The sequence below is a fragment of the Paenibacillus qinlingensis genome (assembly GCF_013204845.1).
Classification (GTDB): Bacteria; Bacillota; Bacilli; order Paenibacillales; family NBRC-103111; genus Paenibacillus_E; species Paenibacillus_E qinlingensis.
Genome location: NZ_JABMKY010000002.1, coordinates 677139 through 699626, shown reverse-complemented (window position 1 = coordinate 699626; position 22488 = coordinate 677139). Strand labels below are relative to the sequence as shown.

The 22488-nt window shown below is 44.2% G+C and carries 22 protein-coding genes; 17 read left to right on the top strand and 5 right to left on the bottom strand.

Features of this window, described 5'->3' with window-relative positions; translation table 11 throughout:
* The first annotated feature begins 100 nt into the window (after positions 1-100).
* Entirely contained in the window at positions 101-1582 is a 1482-nt protein-coding gene (locus HQN88_RS06540; protein WP_173109412.1) for a L,D-transpeptidase family protein, read from the top strand.
* 79 nt (positions 1583-1661) lie between these two features.
* Here the strand turns inward: HQN88_RS06540 and HQN88_RS06535 are convergent, their stop codons facing one another.
* Entirely contained in the window at positions 1662-2777 is a 1116-nt protein-coding gene (locus HQN88_RS06535) for an aminopeptidase (protein WP_173109411.1), read from the bottom strand.
* A gap of 169 nt (positions 2778-2946) precedes the next feature.
* Here HQN88_RS06535 and HQN88_RS06530 point away from each other — a divergent pair, with 169 nt between their 5' ends.
* Both HQN88_RS06530 and HQN88_RS06525 read left to right on the top strand, forming a co-directional pair.
* Positions 2947-3489 carry a hypothetical protein gene (locus tag HQN88_RS06530; protein WP_173109410.1) on the top strand — a complete coding sequence of 181 codons (543 nt, stop codon included), beginning with the start codon at positions 2947-2949 and terminating at the stop codon, positions 3487-3489.
* Complete coding sequence (locus HQN88_RS06525) at positions 3479-4636, top strand: MFS transporter (RefSeq protein ID WP_173109409.1); 1158 nt, start codon at positions 3479-3481, stop codon at positions 4634-4636. The genes HQN88_RS06530 and HQN88_RS06525 overlap by 11 nt, the downstream gene beginning before the upstream one ends.
* A 52-nt stretch (positions 4637-4688) precedes the next feature.
* Here HQN88_RS06525 and udk read toward each other — a convergent pair whose 3' ends face one another.
* Entirely contained in the window at positions 4689-5324 is a 636-nt protein-coding gene (gene udk, locus HQN88_RS06520; RefSeq protein WP_173109408.1) for a uridine kinase, read from the bottom strand.
* A 543-nt stretch (positions 5325-5867) separates the two neighbouring features.
* Complete coding sequence (locus tag HQN88_RS06515) at positions 5868-6185, bottom strand: hypothetical protein (RefSeq protein WP_173109407.1); 318 nt, start codon at positions 6183-6185, stop codon at positions 5868-5870.
* Between the two features lie 322 nt (positions 6186-6507).
* Here HQN88_RS06515 and HQN88_RS06510 point away from each other — a divergent pair, with 322 nt between their 5' ends.
* The 14 genes from HQN88_RS06510 to HQN88_RS06445 all read left to right on the top strand — a co-directional run bounded on the left by HQN88_RS06510 (position 6508) and on the right by HQN88_RS06445 (position 20319).
* Positions 6508-6888 carry a hypothetical protein gene (locus HQN88_RS06510; protein WP_173109406.1) on the top strand — a complete coding sequence of 127 codons (381 nt, stop codon included), beginning with the start codon at positions 6508-6510 and terminating at the stop codon, positions 6886-6888.
* 8 nt (positions 6889-6896) lie between these two features.
* Positions 6897-8432, top strand: coding sequence for an ATP-binding protein (locus HQN88_RS06505; RefSeq protein WP_173109405.1), 1536 nt, complete (start codon positions 6897-6899; stop codon positions 8430-8432).
* On the top strand, positions 8429-9994 hold the full coding sequence (locus HQN88_RS06500) for a DUF3369 domain-containing protein (protein WP_173109404.1): 1566 nt from the start codon (positions 8429-8431) through the stop codon (positions 9992-9994). Before HQN88_RS06505 ends, HQN88_RS06500 begins: the two co-directional genes overlap by 4 nt.
* Before the next feature lie 81 nt (positions 9995-10075).
* The gene (locus HQN88_RS06495; protein ID WP_173109403.1) at positions 10076-10216 is read left to right on the top strand and encodes a hypothetical protein; all 141 of its coding nucleotides are present in this window, start codon (positions 10076-10078) and stop codon (positions 10214-10216) included.
* A gap of 270 nt (positions 10217-10486) precedes the next feature.
* Complete coding sequence (locus tag HQN88_RS06490; protein ID WP_173109402.1) at positions 10487-11338, top strand: patatin-like phospholipase family protein; 852 nt, start codon at positions 10487-10489, stop codon at positions 11336-11338.
* A 13-nt stretch (positions 11339-11351) separates the two neighbouring features.
* A complete protein-coding gene (locus tag HQN88_RS06485; protein ID WP_173109401.1) occupies positions 11352-11759 on the top strand; it encodes a VOC family protein in 408 nt (135 codons plus the stop codon).
* 238 nt (positions 11760-11997) lie between these two features.
* Positions 11998-13548, top strand: a complete 1551-nt coding sequence (locus tag HQN88_RS06480) for an ABC transporter ATP-binding protein (RefSeq protein ID WP_173109400.1) — start codon at positions 11998-12000, stop codon at positions 13546-13548.
* Positions 13545-14594 (top strand): ABC transporter permease, encoded by a 1050-nt coding sequence (locus HQN88_RS06475; protein WP_173109399.1) that lies wholly within the window; start codon positions 13545-13547, stop codon positions 14592-14594. The genes HQN88_RS06480 and HQN88_RS06475 overlap by 4 nt, the downstream gene beginning before the upstream one ends.
* A complete protein-coding gene (locus HQN88_RS06470) occupies positions 14591-15505 on the top strand; it encodes an ABC transporter permease (RefSeq protein ID WP_173109398.1) in 915 nt (304 codons plus the stop codon). Before HQN88_RS06475 ends, HQN88_RS06470 begins: the two co-directional genes overlap by 4 nt.
* Positions 15506-15568: 63 nt before the next feature.
* A complete protein-coding gene (locus tag HQN88_RS06465) occupies positions 15569-16708 on the top strand; it encodes a BMP family ABC transporter substrate-binding protein (RefSeq protein ID WP_173109397.1) in 1140 nt (379 codons plus the stop codon).
* A 37-nt stretch (positions 16709-16745) separates the two neighbouring features.
* A complete protein-coding gene (biuH, locus tag HQN88_RS06460) occupies positions 16746-17429 on the top strand; it encodes a biuret amidohydrolase (protein WP_173109396.1) in 684 nt (227 codons plus the stop codon).
* Between the two features lie 69 nt (positions 17430-17498).
* Positions 17499-17954: a cupin domain-containing protein gene (locus HQN88_RS06455; RefSeq protein ID WP_173109395.1), complete on the top strand. Its 456-nt coding sequence runs from the start codon at positions 17499-17501 to the stop codon at positions 17952-17954.
* Positions 17947-18627 (top strand): cysteine hydrolase family protein, encoded by a 681-nt coding sequence (locus HQN88_RS06450; protein WP_173109394.1) that lies wholly within the window; start codon positions 17947-17949, stop codon positions 18625-18627. The genes HQN88_RS06455 and HQN88_RS06450 overlap by 8 nt, the downstream gene beginning before the upstream one ends.
* A gap of 15 nt (positions 18628-18642) precedes the next feature.
* On the top strand, positions 18643-20319 hold the full coding sequence (locus tag HQN88_RS06445) for a PucR family transcriptional regulator (RefSeq protein ID WP_173109393.1): 1677 nt from the start codon (positions 18643-18645) through the stop codon (positions 20317-20319).
* 18 nt (positions 20320-20337) lie between these two features.
* Here the strand turns inward: HQN88_RS06445 and HQN88_RS06440 are convergent, their stop codons facing one another.
* The gene (locus HQN88_RS06440) at positions 20338-21426 is read right to left on the bottom strand and encodes a GerAB/ArcD/ProY family transporter (protein WP_173109392.1); all 1089 of its coding nucleotides are present in this window, start codon (positions 21424-21426) and stop codon (positions 20338-20340) included.
* A complete protein-coding gene (locus HQN88_RS06435; protein WP_173109391.1) occupies positions 21426-22484 on the bottom strand; it encodes a Ger(x)C family spore germination protein in 1059 nt (352 codons plus the stop codon). The genes HQN88_RS06440 and HQN88_RS06435 overlap by 1 nt, the downstream gene beginning before the upstream one ends.
* Positions 22485-22488 lie beyond the last annotated feature (4 nt).

Genomic DNA, 22488 nt, shown 5'->3' with positions numbered 1-22488 from the left:
TATAGCTCATGATACATTATGTATCAGAGATACTTAAGAGATACTTATTGTATCAATCATCATGTGTGACGAGCTAAATTTATGAACGGAGAGGAGCCAAATGATCCGACGAAACCAACGATTCCGTAACCAACTCGATGATCACCTCGTCCATTTGCACAAGAATTTGTTCATTAGTCATGCCGATCCACTTTACCATGAGAAAGTAATTCGTTATTTGGATGCGAATTCGCCTGAGGCCCACTTCAATCTGGGGCAGAAATTTCGTGAGAAAGGGAATTGGAAGAGAGCTAGGTTTCATTACAAGGAAGTGCTCAAAACCTACCCCTCGCCATTCTATTCTGCTGCAAATCGTGCGATTCAGCTTCTCGATCAACAGCAGGCCACCCACGTTGCGAATCTAGAACAAACGCTGCCTGCGAAGCAAAAGCCTTTATTACCGCCATTTATGAAAATGTTGTTGCTTGTTCTTCTCATCCTCAATGTTCTTTTAGTTTTGTTTTTTGCTGGAAATCAGGCCATACCACGGACAATCAGTCAAATGAAACTGTGGAGTGCAGGTACACAAGTAACCTACGAATCGGTAGACAAGCCATTTATTTTGTATCTTTCACCAGAAATGTCACATGCTGAAATCGAGAAAAAGCTTCATGCTCAAGCCTTGGTTTTGGCAAAGGAAATACCGAAGGCAACGATTCTTCTTTATGGGATTGTCACTGAGGACAACAGGGATAAAGGGAAAACGTTGCTGCTGACGAAGGAAGATGATATTAAGCGTGCGATGGTTATCGCAACATATCAGCCAGAGGCAGACGCCTTGGTTCACATCCGATTTCTGAACGCTGAATTTGAAGAGCACCAACCGCTTAGCGCGATTGGTGCTAATTTAGTTCGAACTGCTTTGGCATCCTATCGCGAAAATGTGGGACAGGCTCCCGCACGTATTGATGAACTCCTGCAGGATTATCCGCTCAATTATTTGAGCTTCATCCCGATTGAAGCTGTTTCGGGTTCAAATGAGATCAAATCGGCTTATAAGGGCGATGGGGGCTGGGTATTTAACCCCAAAGCGGCAGATATTGCACATATGTTCTATGCGAATGTAGCTGGAGGAGAGAAGGTTCCCTATGAACCTGTTCATCTCGAAGTGAATCAGCGTGCATATCAGTTGCAGCTCGTTAGCGGCTCACACCTGCTATGGGACAAAGATATTGGACTTGGTGCTAATGGCAGCACACCTGATGGCGTTTATCGGGTCTTAGAGCGAGTACAGCAGCCCAAAGGAAAGACAAGTCAAAGCTATGGTGATGCAGGCTTAGGACTAGGATCTATCGCGTTACACGGCACGTATGATGAGAGCTCGATCGGAGAATCGAAGTCCTTAGGTTGTATTCGCTTAACTAATGACGACATACAACAGCTATTTCCTTTCGTACCAAAAGGAGCTGAAGTACGAATCCTTTCCAGTGAACATACGTCTAATCCCAATGGTCAAGTGAGTCAAATGTCTAAGCTTATTCCAACGAGTATGCCACAGCACTCAGAATCCGCGGGAAATATCATCTTTCATTGGTTAGGCTAAAAAAGCAGTTGAAGCTTTCCGAGTGAATGTACTCGGAAGTATCAACTGCTTTTTTAGTGTTGCCATTTTTTAAAGTTAACTACATTAAGTTCTCTGGATTAAGCTTTTCAAGCTCAGGAATGACGAAACGACCATCCTTGCGAATAAGCACATCATCGAAATAAATTTCTCCGCCGCCATATTCAGGACGTTGGATCAGAACCATGTCCCAATGAACAGATGAACGATTAGTATTGTCTGCAGTTTCATAAGCTTGACCTGGTGTGAAATGTATACTGCCGTCAATTTTCTCATCAAATAGGATATCCTTCATCGGATGTTGAATATACGGGTTCACACCAATCGCGAATTCACCGATATAACGTGCGCCATCATCCGTATCCAGAATCTCATTCAACTTCTTGGAGTCATTACTTGTCGCATTAACAATACGGCCATTCTCGAAAGTTAGAACAATGTTCTCAAAGGAAGTGCCCGAGTAAATCGTTGGTGTATTGTAACTGATCGTACCATTGACGGAATCTTTCACAGGTGCCGTATATACCTCGCCGTCCGGGATGTTTCTTAGTCCGGAGCAAGGTACAGCACCGATGTCTTTGATCGAGAATCTGAGATCCGTACCTTTAGAAACTAATCGCACACGATCCGTGCGGTTCATCAGATCAACGAGGGATTCCATGGCTTTGGCCATTAGACTGTAATCAAGGTTACAGACGTTGAAGTAGAAATCCTCGAAAGCCTCTGTGCTTTTACCGGCCAGTTGTGCCATCGACGGATTCGGGTAACGCATAACGACCCATTTGGTATTGTTAATACGCTCATCAAAGATAGGACGTTGGAAGTACTTCAGGAACAGCTTCATTTGTTCATCTGGCACATCTGATGATTCTGTAATGTTATCTCCGCTGCGAACAGCTACATAGGCATCCATTTGTTTCATTCTAGCAAGCTCAATGGCAGACCACGTGCTAAATTGTTCTTGTGTTCCTTTCATTTGCAAGCTCCGTGTAATGGCAGGATCACGCAATTCAATGAATGGATTACCTCCGACTGCATAAACCTCTTCAATTAAGCATTTTGCGAGTTCTGGATCCTTGACACCAATCATTTCAATCAATATGTTCTCACCGGGCTGCAGGCTCACGGAATACCGAATAATGTTTCGGGCAAACGTTTGTAATCTTGGATCTCTCATTCTCTAAGTCCCCTTAACAAAAAAATGCGTACCTCTAAATTATAACGTAACGCGATCCTGTAATCCAATCTGGGCAATGGTTTCGTAGGGATGGAAGGGGTATACTAGGTATATGTGTAAGTAATTCCAACAGACCAATGACATGCAAGATCAACTAGAGGAGGAAGCTATGGCACGAGATCAAATAAAAGTACCCTACGGGTATGAACCCCCGGCAAATTCAGATAAGGGAACAGTCCTTGTATTCGAGACGTTCGAAGATTGGACGGAGCATGAAATGAGTGCATGTATCGCCTGGGCAGAAGAACGGAAATTCGTCCGTGTGATCTTCTATCCACAGCACGAGGAAACGCTTCGTAGAATGGACATTCGCTCGGAAATGCCCTATTACGCCCGGCTTAAGCATCTGGAACAGCTGCTGGAGGATGTAAATACTAGTCTTCAAGTTGAAGTAGACAAATGGGAAGGGAAGCGTAAGAAATACACTCCTCTCGATACATCACTAACCTTTTTAACGGAGAAATCCCCTGGTCCACACTTTATTTGTATGAGCGATCGTTATGCGAACCTCTTCGTTACCTACCCGTCTTTCAAAGAATGGATAAAAAAAGCAAGACTCGTCATATTTACGCAGTTCCGTGTTCCCCTTCATGGCAAGCTAAATGACTGTGCCGAGAGATGGGAAACGGTGGATTTCGGGAATGGCGCTTAAATTACTTCGATCTAATTATCAATTAACTACATTAATTATGGTCATCATTGTGGCTGGGATGAGTCAAGGGATGCTCCTGCCTTTGCTCACGATACTATTAGATCGTTCTGGTGTATCAACAGATGCAAACGGTGTAAACGCGGCTGCCTTGTACATTGGGATATTCGCGACGATGTTTTTCATCGAAAAGCCAGTTCGACGTTATGGTTACAAACCCGTCATTATGATCGGAATGAGTTTAATCATTATTGCCAATTGTCTATTTCCGGTCTGGCAGCATGTGGGCTTCTGGTTTGTACTGCGGCTTCTAGTGGGTATTGGCGATAGCGCCTTACATTTTGCTACACAACTCTGGATTGTAGCCTCCAGTCCGAAAGAGAAGAGAGGACGCAATATTTCCCTGTACGGGATGGCCTACGGGATAGGGTTTAGTCTTGGGCCATTGGGCATAACCTTGCTTAAAGCGGGGATATGGGTCCCTTTTATGGTGACAAGTACATTCTTTCTTCTAATCTTATTACTTCTAACGAGGCTCAAAAATGAGAAGCCAGAGCGAGCCGAACGAGCGGAAGCCGCGCATAAACGAGCAACAACCGTCATCTCATTGGCGTGGTTCCCGCTGATAACTTCCTTACTCTTTGGCTACATGGAAGCGGCTATGAATAGCAACTTTCCACTCTATGGCCTTCGGATTGGCATTTCGGAGTCTACGATTGGGCTATTGCTTCCCGTAACGGGGATTGGGGGACTCATCATGCAGCTCCCACTCGGGTTATGGAGTGATCGCGTAGGTCGGAAGCCCATTCTCATGGGTACAGCCATCGTAGGGGCTTTGGCGTTCAGTTTTGTGCCTTTCGTTGGGACGAACTTATGGGGATTAGGGCTTTGTTTAGGCGTAGCAGGCGGTATGGTAGGATCTTTCTTCTCGCTAGGGCTGGCCTATGCGGCGGATATATTGCCTCGTCATTTGCTGCCAACAGCCAATATCATTGCCTCTATCCAATATAGCGTAGGGAGTATCATCGGTCCTTTAATAGGAGGGATGGCACTTCATTATTTGAGTGTATTTAGTATTTTTTACTTCCTTGGCCTTGTTTATTTGTTGTTTGGGCTCTCGGGGTACATTTTCAAAGCACGTAGGGCCTGAAAAAAGCCACTTTCCTTGATAAAGGAAGGTGGCTTTTCAGATTCATTGGCTGTTAGCCGATTTCATAATTGGCGGCTTGATCCGTCATGTAGCGTTCTGTCAAAATTGTAAGGAGGGAGATACCGATTTGATTTTCTCCTCCTTCAGGAATAATGATGTCGGCGTACTTCTTGGACGGTTCGATAAATGCATCATGCATGGGCTTAACGGTCGTTAAGTATTGGTCGAAAACGGATTGTAAGGAACGACCGCGTTCATTAACATCGCGAGTTACCCGGCGAAGAATACGGACGTCGGGGTCTGTATCTACGAATACTTTGATATTTAACGCTCCGCGGAGTTCCTCATCAGTTAAAACGTGAATGCCTTCAAGAAGAACAATTGGTTTAACGTCAATGCGGATCGTTTCTTGTGAGCGAGCATGTGTAGAAAAATCGTAGACGGGAATGTCAACGGGCTGCCCGTTTTTCAACATATTCAAATGCTGAAGGAGCAATTCATTTTCAAAAGCACGAGGATGATCATAATTAATGCGTTCCCGCTCTTCAAAAGTCAGTCCGCTATGATGAAGATAATAATTATCTTGTGAAATTAAAGTCACATTCGTGGATCCGAGTTTTGTAATAATTGATCTTGCTACTGTCGTTTTACCTGAACCGGTACCTCCGGCAATTCCAATCACGAGCATGTATGTAGTGCCTCCCCAAATAACTTGAAAACCTTCCTACGTAGTTTAACATAATGTGTGCCTAAAATGAAAAGATGGTGTCCCGAAAGCTGTTGAATTTGCGGCAGACCCTATTTTTAGGAGATTTTGCTGTTACAGCGAGGGGAGGCATGGGAATTTGGCTGTCTAGGCGCTGTAAGGTTGTTTTTCATCGATACAGTGAGGGGAGGCATTCGAATTTGGCCATTTCGGCGCTGTAAGATTGTTTTTCGTCGTTACAGCGAGGGGAGGCATGGGAATTTGGCCTGTCTAGGCGCTGTAAGGTTGTTTTTCATCGTTACAGCGAGAGGAGGCATGGGAATTTGGCTGTCTAGGCGCTGTAAGGTTGTTTTTCATCGTTACAGTGAGGGGAGGCATGGGAATTTGGCTGTCTGGGCGCTGTAAGGTTGTTTTTCATCGTTACAGCGAGAAGAAACATGCGAATCTAGCAACAGGAGCTAAGCGTGAAAACAACGCTTAGCTCCTGTTGCTAGAGATTGGATCGTACTGTGATGTTAATACTAGCTACCGAACCTGCTTTGGTGTATGAAACTTTACTTGATTAGCTTCAATATCCTGAGCGGCTTGATTTAACTGCTCGAAAGTTTGCTTGATTTGTTGTCCAAACTGTTCGTTTGCGAATTCAGCTAATTGTCTTTGGGCTTGCGTAACTTGTTGATCTGCTTGAACGAGTGCCGCTTGCGCGGATTGAATCGCATTTGGATTCGCTTCGGTTATGGCGACTTGCAGCTTATGCTGGGCATCTTGCGCTTGAAGAATGGCATGATCAGCGGCGTCAATGGCGTGCTGAACCGGCTGTTGATGTTGATTGGTTCCTGTCATGGGGGAAACCTCCTTAGGGATCTTAAAGAAAGGGAGAAGCTAATGAAAAGCGACTTTACTACATTGCACCAAAATTGGGGAAATAATTCGGATTCGGGAAATGAAATTATTTCCTGGGTAAGCGCAAAATGTGAGCGTTCTCATGCGAATTCGACATTAATTGTCAGATAATTTTGAATAAAGTAACTATTCTTACGATAGGATTCATACTTACACATGTTACCAAAATAAAAGTGGACAAATTAACTGATTATTCTTAAGCTAGAGAGGATAGTTTTTTGGGCACGTATAGATATAAAAACATCTTCATGGGGGATGACAAATGAATAAAATCAAAGGTTTTTATTTGTTAGCAGCATTAACAATCGTAATTTCTGGCTGTGGGAAAGCCAAAACGACAACTTCCAACACGCCTACGTTTACACCTACTTTAGAAGTCGCTTACGTTGTTAAAGATGATACGGTCACCTTAGATCTGACAACGGATCTAAAGTTGTCGAAAGAGCATTATGATCAACAACGTGTGCAAGGTGAAGGTCATGTTCATATATCGTTAGACAAGGGTGAGAAGATCGTTGTTACAACGAAACAGAAGGTGTTGGATCATTTAAGCAAAGGATCACATGAAGTGAAGATCTCCTTACATAATAACGACCACACGCCTTATGATGTAAGTAAAACCATCACGTTCGATGTGAAGTAGGTGTGTTGATGTCTTTTCGTCAAAAGAAATTGAGCTTGCAGAAACGGATTATTTTCCTCGTCACAGTTGTCACAACGGGCATGATTTCGACGATGATGGTGTTTGATACGATCAGCTTGAATCAATCGATTCGTGAAGCATATGTTAGTCAAATCAGCGGAATGACGATGGCTATCAACGGTCGTTATGAAGAATCCAGATCGATCTCAGATATCCAGCAGATTTTCGATTACATCCAATATAAGAATAATCGCGTTATGGAAATGAAGCTTTATGACAAGCATGGGAAAGTCTTGGCTGCCTCGAATCGTCAAGAAGTAGGAACAATCCTACATAGATCAAAAATTGTGATTCCTCAACAAGACAATACGATTGTAGATCGTATCCCGATTGCCGAGAATGATAAACCCATTGTTCGATTGACGGCACCTCTGCAAGAAGATGGCTCGGTAGTCGGGGCTGTTGAGGTAATATTTGACTCTTCGGAAGAAGAACTGCTTCTCGAACATAGAACAAAGCTGATTGTGTTCGTTGGACTTAGTATTGCAATTATACTTTCAATTTTATTATGGCTTATTCTGAGAGTCATTGTTATTCGGCCATTAAGTCGGTTGCGTGAAGCGGCTGTCATTGTGAAACAAGGTGGAGAACTCCCTAAATTGCAATTCAAAGCATCTCCTGAAATTGCCGAAGTTTCTGAAGCTTTCAATGATATGGTCAGTAACTTGGATGAACGCTATCATGAGCTGCAACAAGCCCTTAATACCTTGCAGGTTACACAAGATCAACTTGTACATTCGGAGAAAATGGGAGCACTAGGTAATTTAGTTGCAGGTGTGTCGCATGAAATTAACACCCCAATTGGTATTGGTGTTACGGCTATAAGTTACTTAGATCAGAAAGCGAAAGAGTTTCAAGCCCTGTATGAAGCAGGGAAAATGAAGAAATCCGATTTGGAGCAATTTCTAACCATTTCTCAAGAGAGCATTGTGATGGTTCAACATAATTTGGAACGAGCTTCTTCATTAGTGAAAAGCTTCAAACAAATTTCAGTAGATCAGAGCGTCGAGATGAAACGAACCTTCCGATTCAAAGAATATGTGGAAGGGATTATCGCAAGTTTGAAGCCTGCCCTCAAGAAAACACAAATTCAACTGGATGTTTATTGCGATGATCAACTACAGTTGTATACGTACCCAGGTGCATTATCGCAAATCATTACGAATTTAGTTATGAATTCTCTGAATCATGCTTACGATGCGAATGAAGAAGGACGCTTGAGTATCCGTGTTCTAGACTACCCTGATTATGTTATGCTTGCTTACTCCGATGATGGAAAAGGGATGTCTGATGATGTGTTGGATCACATTTTTGATCCATTCTTCACAACCAGTCGCGGACAAGGAGGGACAGGCCTAGGAATGAATATCGTTTATAATCTTGTAAAAGAGTCGTTAAACGGTACGATTGAATGTTCAAGTGTACAAGGACGGGGCAGTTTATTTACAATTACAATCCCCAAAGAGGAGGAAGCTGAGATATGACAAATGAAGTGGAGTCTGTCGATCAGGATGAGCTTCTTTTTGCTGCTGAGGAAGATGGCATTGCAGCAAATCTAAGGACTGTGGAACAAGACCCGTGGATCGTACTTATTGTCGATGATGAGAAACAAATACACCAAGTAACGAAAATGGTGTTGCAGGATTTCGAATTTGCTGGCAGAAAATTAGAATTTCATAGTGCTCATTCTGCTTTAGAAGCGAAACAACTTTTGCGAGAACAACCGCAAGCTGCCCTTGTTTTATTAGATGTTGTTATGGAACACGAGGATGCAGGTTTGCAAATTGTTAAATTTATTCGCGAAGAACTGAATAATCAAGCTGTACGTATTATTTTGCGGACTGGCCAGCCAGGACAAGCTCCTGAGCGAACGGTCATCATGGATTATGACATTAATGATTATAAAGAAAAAACGGAGTTAACTTCGCAGAAATTGTTTACTACGGTAGTTACGGCGCTGCGCTCCTTTCGGGATATCAAAACGATTGAGAAAAGTAGAATTGGCCTGGAAGAAATTATTAAGTCTTCGGCGACTTTATTTGAATTACAGTCTATGAAGAAATTTGCGTCAGGCGTTCTAACCCAAATGACCTCCATCGTTAATTTACATAAGAATGCGATACATTGCAGTTTTGCGGTGACGAAAGGGATCGAGGACATCTACATTCTTGCAGCTAGCGGCGATTATGCGCAGAATCAAGATGCAAGAGCACGTGATGTGGTTCCCGTTGAAGTTCTCGAGGAGATTGAGTTGGCTTTCCATACTCGCAAAAGCAGCTTTGCTGCGGATCGATTCATCATCTATTTTCAAAGTAAGATGGGGATGGAGAACGTGATCTATATGAACGGGTTTAATGCCCTAAGCGAATGGGAGCATTACCTGGTAGATATTTATTGTGCGAACGTTTCGGTTGCTTTCGAGAATATCTATTTAAACAATGAGCTTGAGAGTACGCAACAGGAAATTATTTATACCATGGGCGAGATCACAGAAACCCGCTCGCAGGAAACCGGTCATCACGTAAAGCGAGTGGCCGAGTATTCACGACTGTTAGCGCTGAAATATGGACTATCCGAGCAGGAAGCAGAAACGATTCGATTAGCAACACCCATGCATGATGTAGGCAAAGTTGGGATCCCAGATGCCATACTCAATAAACCGGGCTCCTTAACTACGGATGAATTCGAAATCATGAAAACACATTCTAATTTAGGCTATGAAATGCTTAAGCATTCGAATAAAAAGGTGCTGCATGCCGCGGCGATTATCGCTCATCAGCATCATGAACGATTTGACGGAACGGGTTATCCACAAGGACTAAGTGGGGAAAACATTCATTTGTATGGCCGGATAACAGCTTTGGCAGACGTATTCGATGCGTTGTGCAGCGATCGGGTATATAAGAAGGCTTGGGAATTAGATCGCGTATTGGATTTGTTGAAATCTGAACGTGGTAAGCATTTTGACCCTGTCATTGTTGATCTCTTCCTAAGTAACTTAGACGAATTTATGGTCATCAAGGAATTATATAAAGAAAATCGTTAATTACCTTAAGGATTTCAGTTAGCTGGCATAAGATAAGGATCACCTTCTCATACTACGGTTGAGATGATGGAGGTGAAAGGAATGCCTAAAGTTAATCGACCTGATAAAAAAAATAACCAACAAAATGCTGCGCACTTCACTGAAGAGGCTCAGACATTAAAACAGCAAAAAGCGGCTGAGTTTCCTCCTAGCCTAAATAACATTAGTAAAAACAAATCTTAATTATTTCAAGGCTTGTCAACCCTTGTTCTTCGGAGCAGGGGTTTTTGGTAATTATATGAAGATAAATTAGGATTGAGTTTCAGGAAGTTGACGTACACGTTAAATTTCGGCAAAAATACGGTTGAACTGTGATTTCCCCTAATTTGTCTAAGAAAGTAGGATGAAATCTTCGTCTTCGTCTCATTTTCGAAGAAAGAAGCCCGTTTCTTTTAATTTACAATTCCTGTATGCTAGAAAGGGGCTTGAGACAGACAGAAAGAAGGTGTCACCATGGAAGGGATTGGACTCGTACTGGAAGGCGGAGGTATGCGAGGAGTATACACCGCGGGAGTCTTGGAATACTTTATGGAGCAGGATTTATATTTCCCCTATGTGGTGGGTGTTTCAGCAGGAGCGTGCAATGCCGTTTCTTATATTTCTAAACAACCTGGGCGGAATAAGAAAGTAACGATTGACTATGTTGCGGATCACCGTTATTTAAGCTATCGCAATTTATTGCGCAGTAAAAGCATATTTGGTATGGATTTTATTTTTAATGAGCTGCCGAACAGGCTTGTGCCATTTGACTATGACACGTTCTATGCCTCTTCACAGCAATTTGCAATAGGTACAACAGATGCACATACAGGTGAGCCGATTTATTTTACGAAACATCAGCTTCAGCAGCAAACGATGCCCATCGTGCAAGCTTCAAGTTCGTTGCCATTTGTAGCTACGCCGATCCATTTTGAAGGTAGAACCTTATTTGATGGGGGATTGGTCGATCCGATTCCTGTTCAGAAATCAGTTGCTGACGGCAACAAAAAGCATATCATTGTATTAACGAAGGAGCTAGGCTACCGTAAACGGCCGTTCAAGCAGCGCTGGTTGGCGAAGAGCTTTTATCCGAAATATAACGGTTTAGTGAATGTGCTTGTGAATCGCAGTGAAATTTATAATAACACCCTAGAAACAATTGAACGCATGGAAGCGGATGGCAGTGCGATCATTATTCGACCTTCAACCAAAGTTGAAGTTGGACGTATGGAGAAGGACCCGCGTAAGCTTGAGAAATTACATGAACTTGGCTACGAAGATGCGAAGAAGATGGGATTGCAGTTAAAGGAATGGTTACTTCATTAGGGGGTTGTAAGTGGTGAGCGAAGGGAAACAGAAAGTTAAGCCATTTTTGATGTTTGAGGGTCAGGCTGAGGAAGCTATGAATTTCTATACCAGGCTCTTTGATCAATCTGAGATCATCAGTATTGAGCGCTATGGTCCTGCAGGTCCTGGGCCTGAAGGAAGTGTTGTGAAAGCGACATTCTCTATTCATGGACAACAAATGATGTGCAGTGATAGTCCGGTTAAGCACGGCTTCACCTTTACTCCTTCGATATCCTTATTTGTGACTTGCGATACGGTCGAAGAAATTAATCGCGTATTCGAAACGTTATCGCAAGACGGCAAAGTCTACATGGGACTAGATGCGTACCCTTTTAGCGAAAGATTCGGCTGGGTTGGGGATCGCTTCGGTGTAACTTGGCAGTTAAGTCTTGAGAAATAGGTTATCACTTTCTACTAAATAGACATGTAATTAAAACCACTTTCCAACCATGGAAGGTGGTTTTTGTGTTATATAATATAACATAATGAACATCGTTCTAGTGCTTTTAACCAAGGGAAACCTTATATTATTGGTTTTTCCTACTAACGACATCCATAATTCCATGTAATATAATAAGAAACAACAGAGAAATAGATAAATGATGTTATGAAAAATAACACGGATGAAGAGGTGTCGGATGGAGACCAACCTGGAAGCAATTCCACATGTGCTTTTATTAGAAGCTACGAAATTGGTCAAACGTTTCGGAGAGTTAGTCGCGAGCAACGAGGTCGATCTTCAGGTTATGACAGGGGAAGTGCATGCCATTCTAGGTGAAAATGGGGCTGGAAAGAGTACCTTAATGAAAATGATTTCTGGTGTGTACGAGGTAGACGAAGGGACGATTAAGTGGCTTGGTGAAGACGTTCAACTCCATCCGCCAGCGAAAGCTAAAGCTCAAGGCATCGGCATGGTTTATCAGGATTTTCGCCTTGTACCCGCGCTAAGCGTACTTGAGAACATTGCTTTAGCTATCACGGAAAAGGGTATCTTTATGAATCACACGAAAATACGTCAGCAAATTATTGATGTATCAGCACGCTATGGCATTTCAGTAGATCCAGATGCTTGGGTGTGGCAGTTGGATTTAGGGGAACGGCAACGTGTTGAAATTCTCAAAGTGCTGTTGATGAAAGGAACGCGGCTGATTATTTTTGATGAACCTACAAGTGTATTGACGCCAGTTGAGGTTGATGCGTTCTTGCAAATGTTGGATCGCTTACGTAAGGATCAATACGCGGTTTTATTAATCACACATAAAATTAATGAGGTTATGACCATTGCAGATCGCGTGACCGTGCTTCGTCATGGGTCTGTACATTTTACAGCAACCAGAGCAGCGAACTTTACAGGTGATCAGCTTGTGGCCAGGATGATGGGGACGAAGCAGCTTGTGGAGCTGGAACAGCGGACACCGTTCATAGCCATTGATCAAGAGCTAGACCCTGCATTGCAAGCACATCAAATGACGATTCAAGATGATCATGGTCAGATGATCGTGGATGGGATGGATATGTCAATTGCGAAAGGAAAAATTGTGGGCATTGCAGGCATCTCAGGTAACGGTCAAAAGGAACTGATTGAGGCGCTTTTTGGCCTGAGAGCACCCACATCAGGCTCAATCATAGTAAATGGCATTAATCTTACGCATGCGCCTGTCAAAGCCTATCTCGACGCAGGTATGGCACTAGTCTCTGAAGATCCGTTGACGGATTCCGTCATTAGCGGATTTACCATTCTAGAGCATATGGTTCTTGCAGGGCTTCCAATGAAACCTAGGGGTTTGGGCATGGACTGGTCGTACATTCGCGCTCAACTGCAAGCGAGAAAAGAAGTACAAGTGCTAGGACTTGCAGATCCTTCGAGGCGGGCTGACCGGTTATCGGGAGGGAACGTGCAACGAATGATCTTGTCCAGAGCGCTTTTGAAGGAGCCGAGTATTCTTCTGGTCAGCTATCCAAGTCGCGGGTTAGATATAGGGACAACACGTTCGATTCAGAATATGTTGATTGAGCTTGCGGATAGTGGTGCTGCGATACTGTTGATTTCGGAAGATCTAGGTGAACTATTTGCACTTTCGGATGAGCTGCTCGTGTTATCCAATGCGAAGATGCATGGGCCGTTTATACCTTCGGAAACCGATGCCTATACAATAGGTCAAATCATGTTGAAGGGGGAGACGGCATGAGTGTGATTTTACCGCTGAAACAACGATCCGTAAAGGTGAAATGGGGAGTTATTCTTACTCCAACCTTGGTCGTCATTGCACCGCTTCTAGCTTTTGCGATATTTCTACTTGCTTCAGGTGTTAACCCCATCACGCTTTACGGAACGATGCTTCGTTCGACATTCGGCGATATGTATGGGTTTGGGGAAGTGGTAATCAAAGCCACGCCATTCATTCTAACAGCTCTCGCAGCAGCATTGCCAGCGAAAGCAGGGATGATCAATGTAGGCGGTGAGGGACAGTTAGCCATAGGCGCACTCGCTGTTACCGCTGTTGGTGTGTACCTATTGCCTTCCGTTCCTGGGTGGATTGGCGTCCCTATCCTCGTCATCGTTGGCGCGTTAGGCGGTGCATGTTGGGCTGCGATTGCGGCAATTGGCAAAGTAAAAGGGAAAATGAATGAAACGATTACAACGTTGCTTTTGAATTATGTGGCTTACTTCACGATTGGTTTCTTCGTGCATAGTCTCCTCAAGGATCCTGCCTCTTTTAATTGGCCATTCTCCAAAGAACTTGCCGGACAACTTCGTTTACTTACTTTCTCAAGCTCCAGCCGCGTTCATGTTGGCATCGGTATCGCATTCATTCTAGCGGCTGTCGTATGGTTCCTCATTACCCATACCCGTCTAGGTTTCCGGATTCGTGTCGTCGGTGGTAATGTCCTGGCGGCCAGGCGTGCTGGGTTACAAGATACGAGCATCCAATTCTGGGTTTTGATCGCTGCAGGCGCTTTGGCTGGTATTGCAGGAATGATTGAAATTACTGGGATTGAAGGACGTCTTCGTCCGACCACGGGTGTGAATTACGGCTACCTAGGCTTCTTGGCCTCATGGATGGCATGGAATCACCCGTTATGGCTGGTTGCCACTTCATTTATTATCGGAATGATTAGTGTTGCTGGTAATTCACTTGAAATGAATAGTGGACTGCCAGCCTCCTCCGTGCAGATTCTTATGGCCTTTGTCCTATTCGCAATTCTGGCTGTCGGCAGGAGGAAGCAAGCATGAATGTAGTGGATATTGGAACTGGAGCTATTCGAGCAGGAACATCTGTGCTTTATGCTAGCTTAGGTGAATTGATTGCGGAGAGAGCAGGTGTCGTGAACCTTGGAACGGAGGGTTCGATGTTAGGCGGTGCTTTGGGTGCTTTTGCAGTAACCGTATGGAGTGGGAATCCATGGCTGGGAGCACTAGCAGGCGGACTCTTTGGAGCTGCTCTTGCCCTTATCCACGCCTTTCTGGTTATTTCCCGCAAAGCTAATGCGTTGGCCAGTGGTTTGACCGTCATGTTCTTCGCAATCGGTTTAACCTCCTTCTTGGGGAGGGGCTTCGTGAACAAACAAATCAATGGTTTCGAGCCCATTGCGATCCCGTTTCTATCCAAAATTCCGTTCGTAGGACCGCTCCTATTCCAGCATGATGGGTTAACATACATCTCGATACTCCTCGTGCCTATCCTTTGGTTTCTCATTTTTAAAACTAGGATCGGTGTCATTCTTCGAGCCACTGGTGAAAGGGAGGAAGTCGTCTATACCTATGGATTCTCACCTAAAGTAATCCGGTATTGTGCGGTGATGGCAGGCGGCTTTCTTGCAGGGATAGGAGGTGCGCAGCTATCTACAGCCTACACGCATACCTGGGTTGAGAATATGACCCAAGGGAAGGGAATCGTAGCCGTTGCCCTTGTAATCTTCGCGGCATGGAGGCCAGCCAAAGCGCTGTTGGGAGCTTATTTATTTGGTGGAGCGCAAGCTTTACAGCTCGTTATTCAACAACAGGGCTATGATATTTCTCCGTTTCTGTTATTCATGACACCTTATGTGATAACGTTGCTGGCGTTGTATTTGGTTGCCCGAAAGCAGCGAAGTCAGATGCCAGAAGGCTTGTCCAAAGTATTTACAGGTGCAGGGGGTGGTTGAGCAGTAAGAGGGGCGGGAGCAAGTTCAACAGATAAAAAAATAGAATAGTGGAGGTCTTTAACCATGCGATCATTTGGAAAAAAGTGGGGACTCATTGCTAGTTCACTCGTTGTATCATTGACCCTTGCGGCCTGTAGTTCAACTTCCTCTCCTGCTTCTACAGCAGTGAGCGGAGGAGCGGCAGGTACAGGCGGGAAAGCTGTTGGCTTTATCTTCGTTGGTGCGAAAGATGATTATGGATATAACCAAGCGGCCTATATTGGCAGCCAAGGTGTAGAGAAAGCTTTTCCAGATTTAAAGGTGCTGCGCAGTGAAAATGTCCCTGAAACGGCCGAAGCCGAGCGCGTAATGGAAGAGATGATACGGAACGGAGCGAAAATTATTTTTCCAACCTCGTATGGTCACTTAGATCCTGCTTTGAATGTAGCGAAGCGTCATCCAGATGTACTGTTCTATCATCAAGGTGGTTTGAAAACAGCTGCTAATTTAGGAACATACTTTGGGACGATTTGGGAGCCTGTCTATTTAGCAGGGATTGCGGCTGGCAAAATGTCCAAAACCGGCAAGTTAGGCTATATCGTTTCTGTGCCGATTCCTCAGGTATTGCTAAATGTTAACGCCTTCGAGCTCGGTGCGAAATCGGTTAATCCAAGTGCCACCACGACTGTCGTATTCACGGGTAGCTGGTGTGATCCCGCACAGCAAGCGAATGCAGCGAACAGTATGATTGATCAAGGCATTGATGTGTTGTCGCAGCATCAGGATTGCACCAAAACGGTCATTGAAACCGCCGAAAGACGCGGTGCGCTCTCCGTTGGCTATCATGCAGAAGCCTCCGTTCTAGCACCCAAAGGTTGGATTACAGGCTCGATATGGAATTGGTCCGATCTCTATGTGGATATGGTGAAAACAGGTGTAGCAGGTACGTTTAAAGGCAGCAAATATGATGGGAAATATCGCGGACAACTCAAAGATAATGTCGTTCAGTTAACCTCTTACGGTAGTACGGTGCCTGATGATGTGAAGAAGCTCGTGGACAAAGGCAAAGCGGATTTTGTTGCTGGAACGCTGAATCCATTCATTGGACCTGTCAAAGATCAGAAGGGTGTGGTCAAAATTGAAGCGGGAGCCAAGCTTGAGCTGGATAAACTCGAAGCGACGGACTATTTTGTCGAAGGTGTTATTGGCAGTATTCCTAAATAAGCAATTTCGCGCAATTTATGATTAAGGAGTTGATCCCATGAATATTGAAGCCGTACCGTACGCGTGGCCCTATGATAATGAGTTGATTCCCTCGAGAATGGCCCTCCTTATTATTGATATGCAGATTGATTTCTGCGGGAAAGGCGGCTATGTGGATCGTATGGGTTACGATCTTTCTTTGACAGCTCGGACGATTAAGCCAATCAAAAGGCTGTTAACTGAAGTACGCGCTATACCTGGTTTTACGGTTATTCATACGAGAGAGGGTCATCGGCCTGATCTCTCGGATTTGCCAGCGAATAAACGCTGGCGAAGCAAGCAAATTGGCGCGGAAATCGGTTCGTCGGGACCTGCAGGAAGAATCCTCATTCGGGGTGAACCTGGGTGGCAAATCATTGATGAGCTTGCTCCTATGGACGGCGAGGTAATCATTGATAAACCAGGCAAAGGGAGCTTCTATGCTACGGATTTGGATTTGGTTTTACGAACCAAAGGTATAACGCACCTTATCTTAACGGGTATTACGACGGATGTGTGTGTACATACGACGATGCGTGACGCGAATGATCGAGGATACGAATGTTTGTTAGTCTCGGATTGCACAGGAGCAACTGACCCTGGGAATCATGAGGCGGCTTTGAAAATGATTACGATGCAAGGCGGCGTATTTGGCGCTGTTGCACATTCGGAGCAGTTGATTGAGGTTTTGAAGAGGTTGTGAGTTGTTAGATAAAGATAACAATAAAGATAAAGGCGTGTTTGATGATGCAACCACGAATGGAGGATGTCAATGCTATCACAAGAAACAACTGTTTTACGAGGTGAACCTTTGCCATGGACACCAATTGCTGCGCATCCAGAACTCTATCATAGGGAAATTATGGATGCTGCAATGGCAGATGCTTTAGGCGTTAGAGTTAGCTCCATCTTATGGGAGCGGATTGGTGTAGGCGGTCAAGTGCTGCCGCACTACCATGATGTCGTGGAAGTGATCCATATCACAGTAGGAAAGGTGAAACTGCTGTGTAACGGAGAGTGGGTCAGTTATCAGGCGGGGGATACATTCCATGTTCCAGCGCTAACCATTCATTCTGTAGCCAATGACGATACGCAACCAACGGAGCAAATCAGCATCTTCCTACCCGCAGATGCGAATGTGCCGAGCAATAGCTTTTTTCAAACCTACTTGGTGGATGCCAAGGTATATGGTCATCCAACAGACACAGAAGCGAAACCGAATGTCTGAGAATGTGAAACTTCCAGCTAAGCCATTCCCCTTCCAATGCGACAAGCGCACTACTGCGCTTGTCGTTATTGACATGCAGAATGACTTTTGCTCACCGGGCGGGTTCGGTGAGCTGCTGGGCAATAATATTTCCCAGACGCGGGCCATCATCCCCAAGCTGCAGCAGGTGCTGGCAGCTTGTCGCCAACATGGCGTGCTGGTCGTACACACCCGAGAGGGGCATCTGCCCGACCTCTCGGATTGTCCACCGACGAAGCTGCGGCGCAGCCAGCTTCAAGGCGCAGGCATCGGCGACATGGGGCCGATGGGGCGTATCCTCGTGCGCGGCGAGCGCGGGCACGAGATTGTCAGTGAGCTCGCGCCCGCCGAGGGCGAGCTCGTCATTGACAAGTCCGGTAAAGGTGCCTTTTACCGGACGGAGCTTGATGCGCTGCTACAGGCAGAGGGCATCACATCGCTTGTGCTGACGGGCGTGACCACGCACGTCTGTGTACATACGACGCTTCGCGAAGCGAACGATCGCGGGTATGAGTGTCTCGTCCTGGAGGACGGGACAGCGGCTTTTGATCCCGCGGACCAAGAGGCCGCGATCCGTATGGTGCACCAGCAAGGCGGCATTTTCGGCTGGGTTGGCTGGGCTGATGATTGGATCGCGGCCATTGAATCAACGTAAAGGAGGCGGATAAGGATGAGTGCGCAGCAAGCGGGACATGGATTGATTTGCCAAGATTTGCTTAGTATGCCGCATCTGGCTGGTTCTAAGGTACTTGCGGGTCGTCTTGGTTTACACACAGCGGTTATTCGTGTCAATGTCATGGAAGTTCCTGATGTGATTGACTGGGTCATGCCAGGCGAATTTCTGATCTCAACGGGGTATCCTTTTCGTGATGACCCGAGCGCTTTCGCAGAGTTAATTCCTCAACTTGTGGAGAAGGGTGTCGCAGCTTTAGGGATTAAAACAAAACGATTTCTTGATGTTATTCCACCACACGTACTTGAAGTGGCCGAGCGATACCAATTTCCTATCATTGAATTGCCGCCAGGTACAGTTTTCTCGGAGGTCGTGCGTGAAGTCATGGAACGTGTTCTCGTGCATGAAGCTGCCCAGCTGGCTCTCTTGCAGCGACGATTTCAGCGATTTTCAGAGCTGCTTTTGGAAGGAAAAGGATTGGAGGATTTGTTAGGACATGTGGAAGAGGAGCTTGCGAACCCGATATTGTTGCTTAGCTCCGTAGGTAAACTTCACGTATCTCGTTCAACAGCGGGGCTAACACAGGAAATGGGTTTGAATAAGCGATTGACGCTAGAACAGCTGCAGCAAAGTAGCAAGCAAGGTATGAGTTCACTCAAGATCGGGGAGCGGGAAGTAAAGATAACTGTAACGAAGATTAAAGAACAGTTAGGTGCAGAATCCTTTCTTTTGCTGCTGGAATGGAACCAGAAATTATCTCCGATAGACACCCTGACGTTAGAACGGGTAGGGGTGCTAATTCATTTAGAGATGATGAATATTTACGCCAGGCGAGAAGTGGAAGCGAAATATATAGATCAGTTTCTACAAGACTGGCTCGTTGGCCGCATAGGTACGCGAAGGGATTTGGATTTACGTGCGGAAGCATGCGGATGCCCGATTGATCATCATGGCAATTTCCATGTTGTTCTCGTTCGATGGCTGTCTGCTGCTCCAAACGCGCTCCAACTCAAGCGAATTGTACAACAGTTGCGTCAGCAAGAATCGCTGCGCAGCCGTGATTTGCTATACTCGATCATTGATGATCGATTAGTTGTGCTATTAAACTCAGAGATCAGTCTACAAGAAAAAGAGCTTAAACAGCGTTTAAGAGCAGCGTTGCAAGAAGTGCACAGCACACATTCTCCTTTTGCGTTCTCTTTTTGCTTAGGGAAAATGGTAACATCCGCTGAGGAAGTGAATGAAAGTTATCTACAAGCTTCTAATGTGTATACGATTAGTCATATTTGCGGCATGGCGCAAGAGTGGATTAGTTACGATGATTTGGGGATTTATAAAATCTTGTACCTGCTCCCGCAGGGGCGTGAGTTAACGAAGTTTCGAGAGGAGTGGATTGCCCCTCTGGAAACGTATGATTGGAAGCATCAAAGCTCGCTGATTCATACGCTCTTGACGTATTTTGAACAACACGAAAACGTCCGTAAAACGGCGCAAAAGCTGTATACGCATCACAATACGGTCATTTATCGGTTAGAACGAGTGAAAGAACTGCTTGGTGTGGATCTGCAAGATGCAGACGATCGGTTGCAATTGCAAATTGCCTTGAAGCTTTATGCTATGGACAATGACATTATGCTCAGTGATAGGGAAGGATTCAGTATCCAAAAGGTGTAGGATAACTATTCTCTTCGCTTAATTATGTAAGGTTTTTCTGCGAAACAGATACAGAACAAAGAGTAATGGGATGTAAGCATATATAAAATAAAATCCAATTTCAGCAACATGTTTTCCTAACCAATTTATCCTAACACGATCGTGAATGGGAAGTGAGGCTATATAGAGTGCTATCAATGTAAGAATAAGTGAGTAGGTAGGTTTAAGTGTGGTGACTCTTTTGATAATTCGAGTACAACTCCAAATTGAGATGCAAAGCGTAGGGATGATAATAAAGAGCCAAATACTAATGAATATGAATTCAACTCTTGCAATCAAAGAAAACTCAAGGATTTTTATCATCACCAAAGTTGGCCAGTACGTATGCATCAATAGTCCGTGGCTATAATACATGAGAGTTACAATCGTTAATACGGCGTATTTGAGGGTAGTCATTGCTACAGCGGATTGTGCCCACTTCAAGTTTTTTTCAGGTAGTTTTAAAAAAGGGAAGTAGATTAGTAATGTTTCGAATCCCATAAACATGATCCCTTCGTATTTACATGATGTGAGTAAATCTTGGCTAGTATGTTTAAACACGGGCAATAGGTTATTAATGTGTCCGTATTTAATATTGAAGTACATGAATAGCGGTAACACCGTTGAGAAAATAACAGCGAAAAAACAATAGCCAGCCAAAACTCGAAATCCTCCAGAAACGATGTAATAGACGATACATACGAGTATGAGAGCCAAAATCCAAGTTCGAAGTGTTGGAAACATCCAAACTTGTAGGATTTCGATATAGCTGCGAAATATCGTTAGAGCCATTATGAAATAGTATCCGACCATTACGAGTGAAACAGCATTCCCTACGTATTTACCAAGTAAGATGCGATGTAAGTCTATGACATCTTTGGCCGGGTTACCTAACATCTTAAATATCATCCAAATAATGGCATGCAGACTAATTCCCATAAGAAGTACGGATATCCAAGCATCGTTCCCAGCCGTTTCAAAAATTAAATGTTGAAAACTTAAAGCACCAACCCCCACTAAAGAACCGTAGATGAGGAAAAATATAAAGAATCCGGAAATCATATGATTTTCCTTCACCACGTTCTGCACTAATGCCCAACTCCCAGAAATAGTATGTTGATCTCGGTTTGTACATCAAATTTCATTGCCGAATAGATGTGATCATTAAAATCTTCCTCATTCCAATTCCGTTGGTGAATTTCAGTCAGATGTCCGAATCCAATAGGATCTACCCGATTCTTTTGGAAGTTTTCTAAGGTGATTTTAATATCGTTTGTTAAGTGATTTTCGAATTGTTTCTTCAGTTCCAGCATATCCTTTTTGTTCTCGAAAGCGTTTGATGCTGCAGGATAATCTCGAAGTTCAATATTCAGTTGAAGTGAGATCTTGGCTGTATTATTTTGCACGCTTACTTTTCGTTTTGCGTTCATAATTTTAAAAGAAGTTCGTTTGTTCTGATCATCGATGAAGTTGTACGTGCTTGTCATGACGTTGGTTCTATCGTCTTTGAGTAACTTAATTAGTAATCCTTCTTTACTTGACAACGTAAGTTTCAACTTATCATGATGAAAGACACCTACACCATCCATTTGTAGAATGCCTTGGGGATTCATAAATAATATAGGTAAATAAACATCTTGACCTTCTCCAAAGTATTGATCCAGAAATAAATGGCCATTTGTGACAGGGGTATTCCCACTTTCCATGTTTTGTTTAATCAGATTAGATAAATAGCTAGGTGGATGTTTTAAGGTTTCGGATAAAACATCACTTGCGTGTTCGTTCGTTAAAACAAGGATAGCGTTATTACTCATAAGGGGATCTCGAATGATGGTGGTTGCCAGATTCGAAATACCCCTTCTTGCCATGGTGTCACTAATCATCATTGTTCGTAATTGGCCGATTGCAATAGGGTGATCTGATTGTGCAGTAAATAGAGTTAGTACTTCATTAAATGATTTAGCTTCTCCATTCATCAGAGATAGACCAACTTTATTGTTATACGCATAATAAGTACCGCTTACCTTAAATGTATCCTCTTGCAAGTCAAAACCGATACTTTGTATGAGTTTAATCCGATCTACAATTTGTTCTTTAGCACACCCGAATAGGACGAAGCAAAAGAGAAGGATGAGATATTTATACATGGAC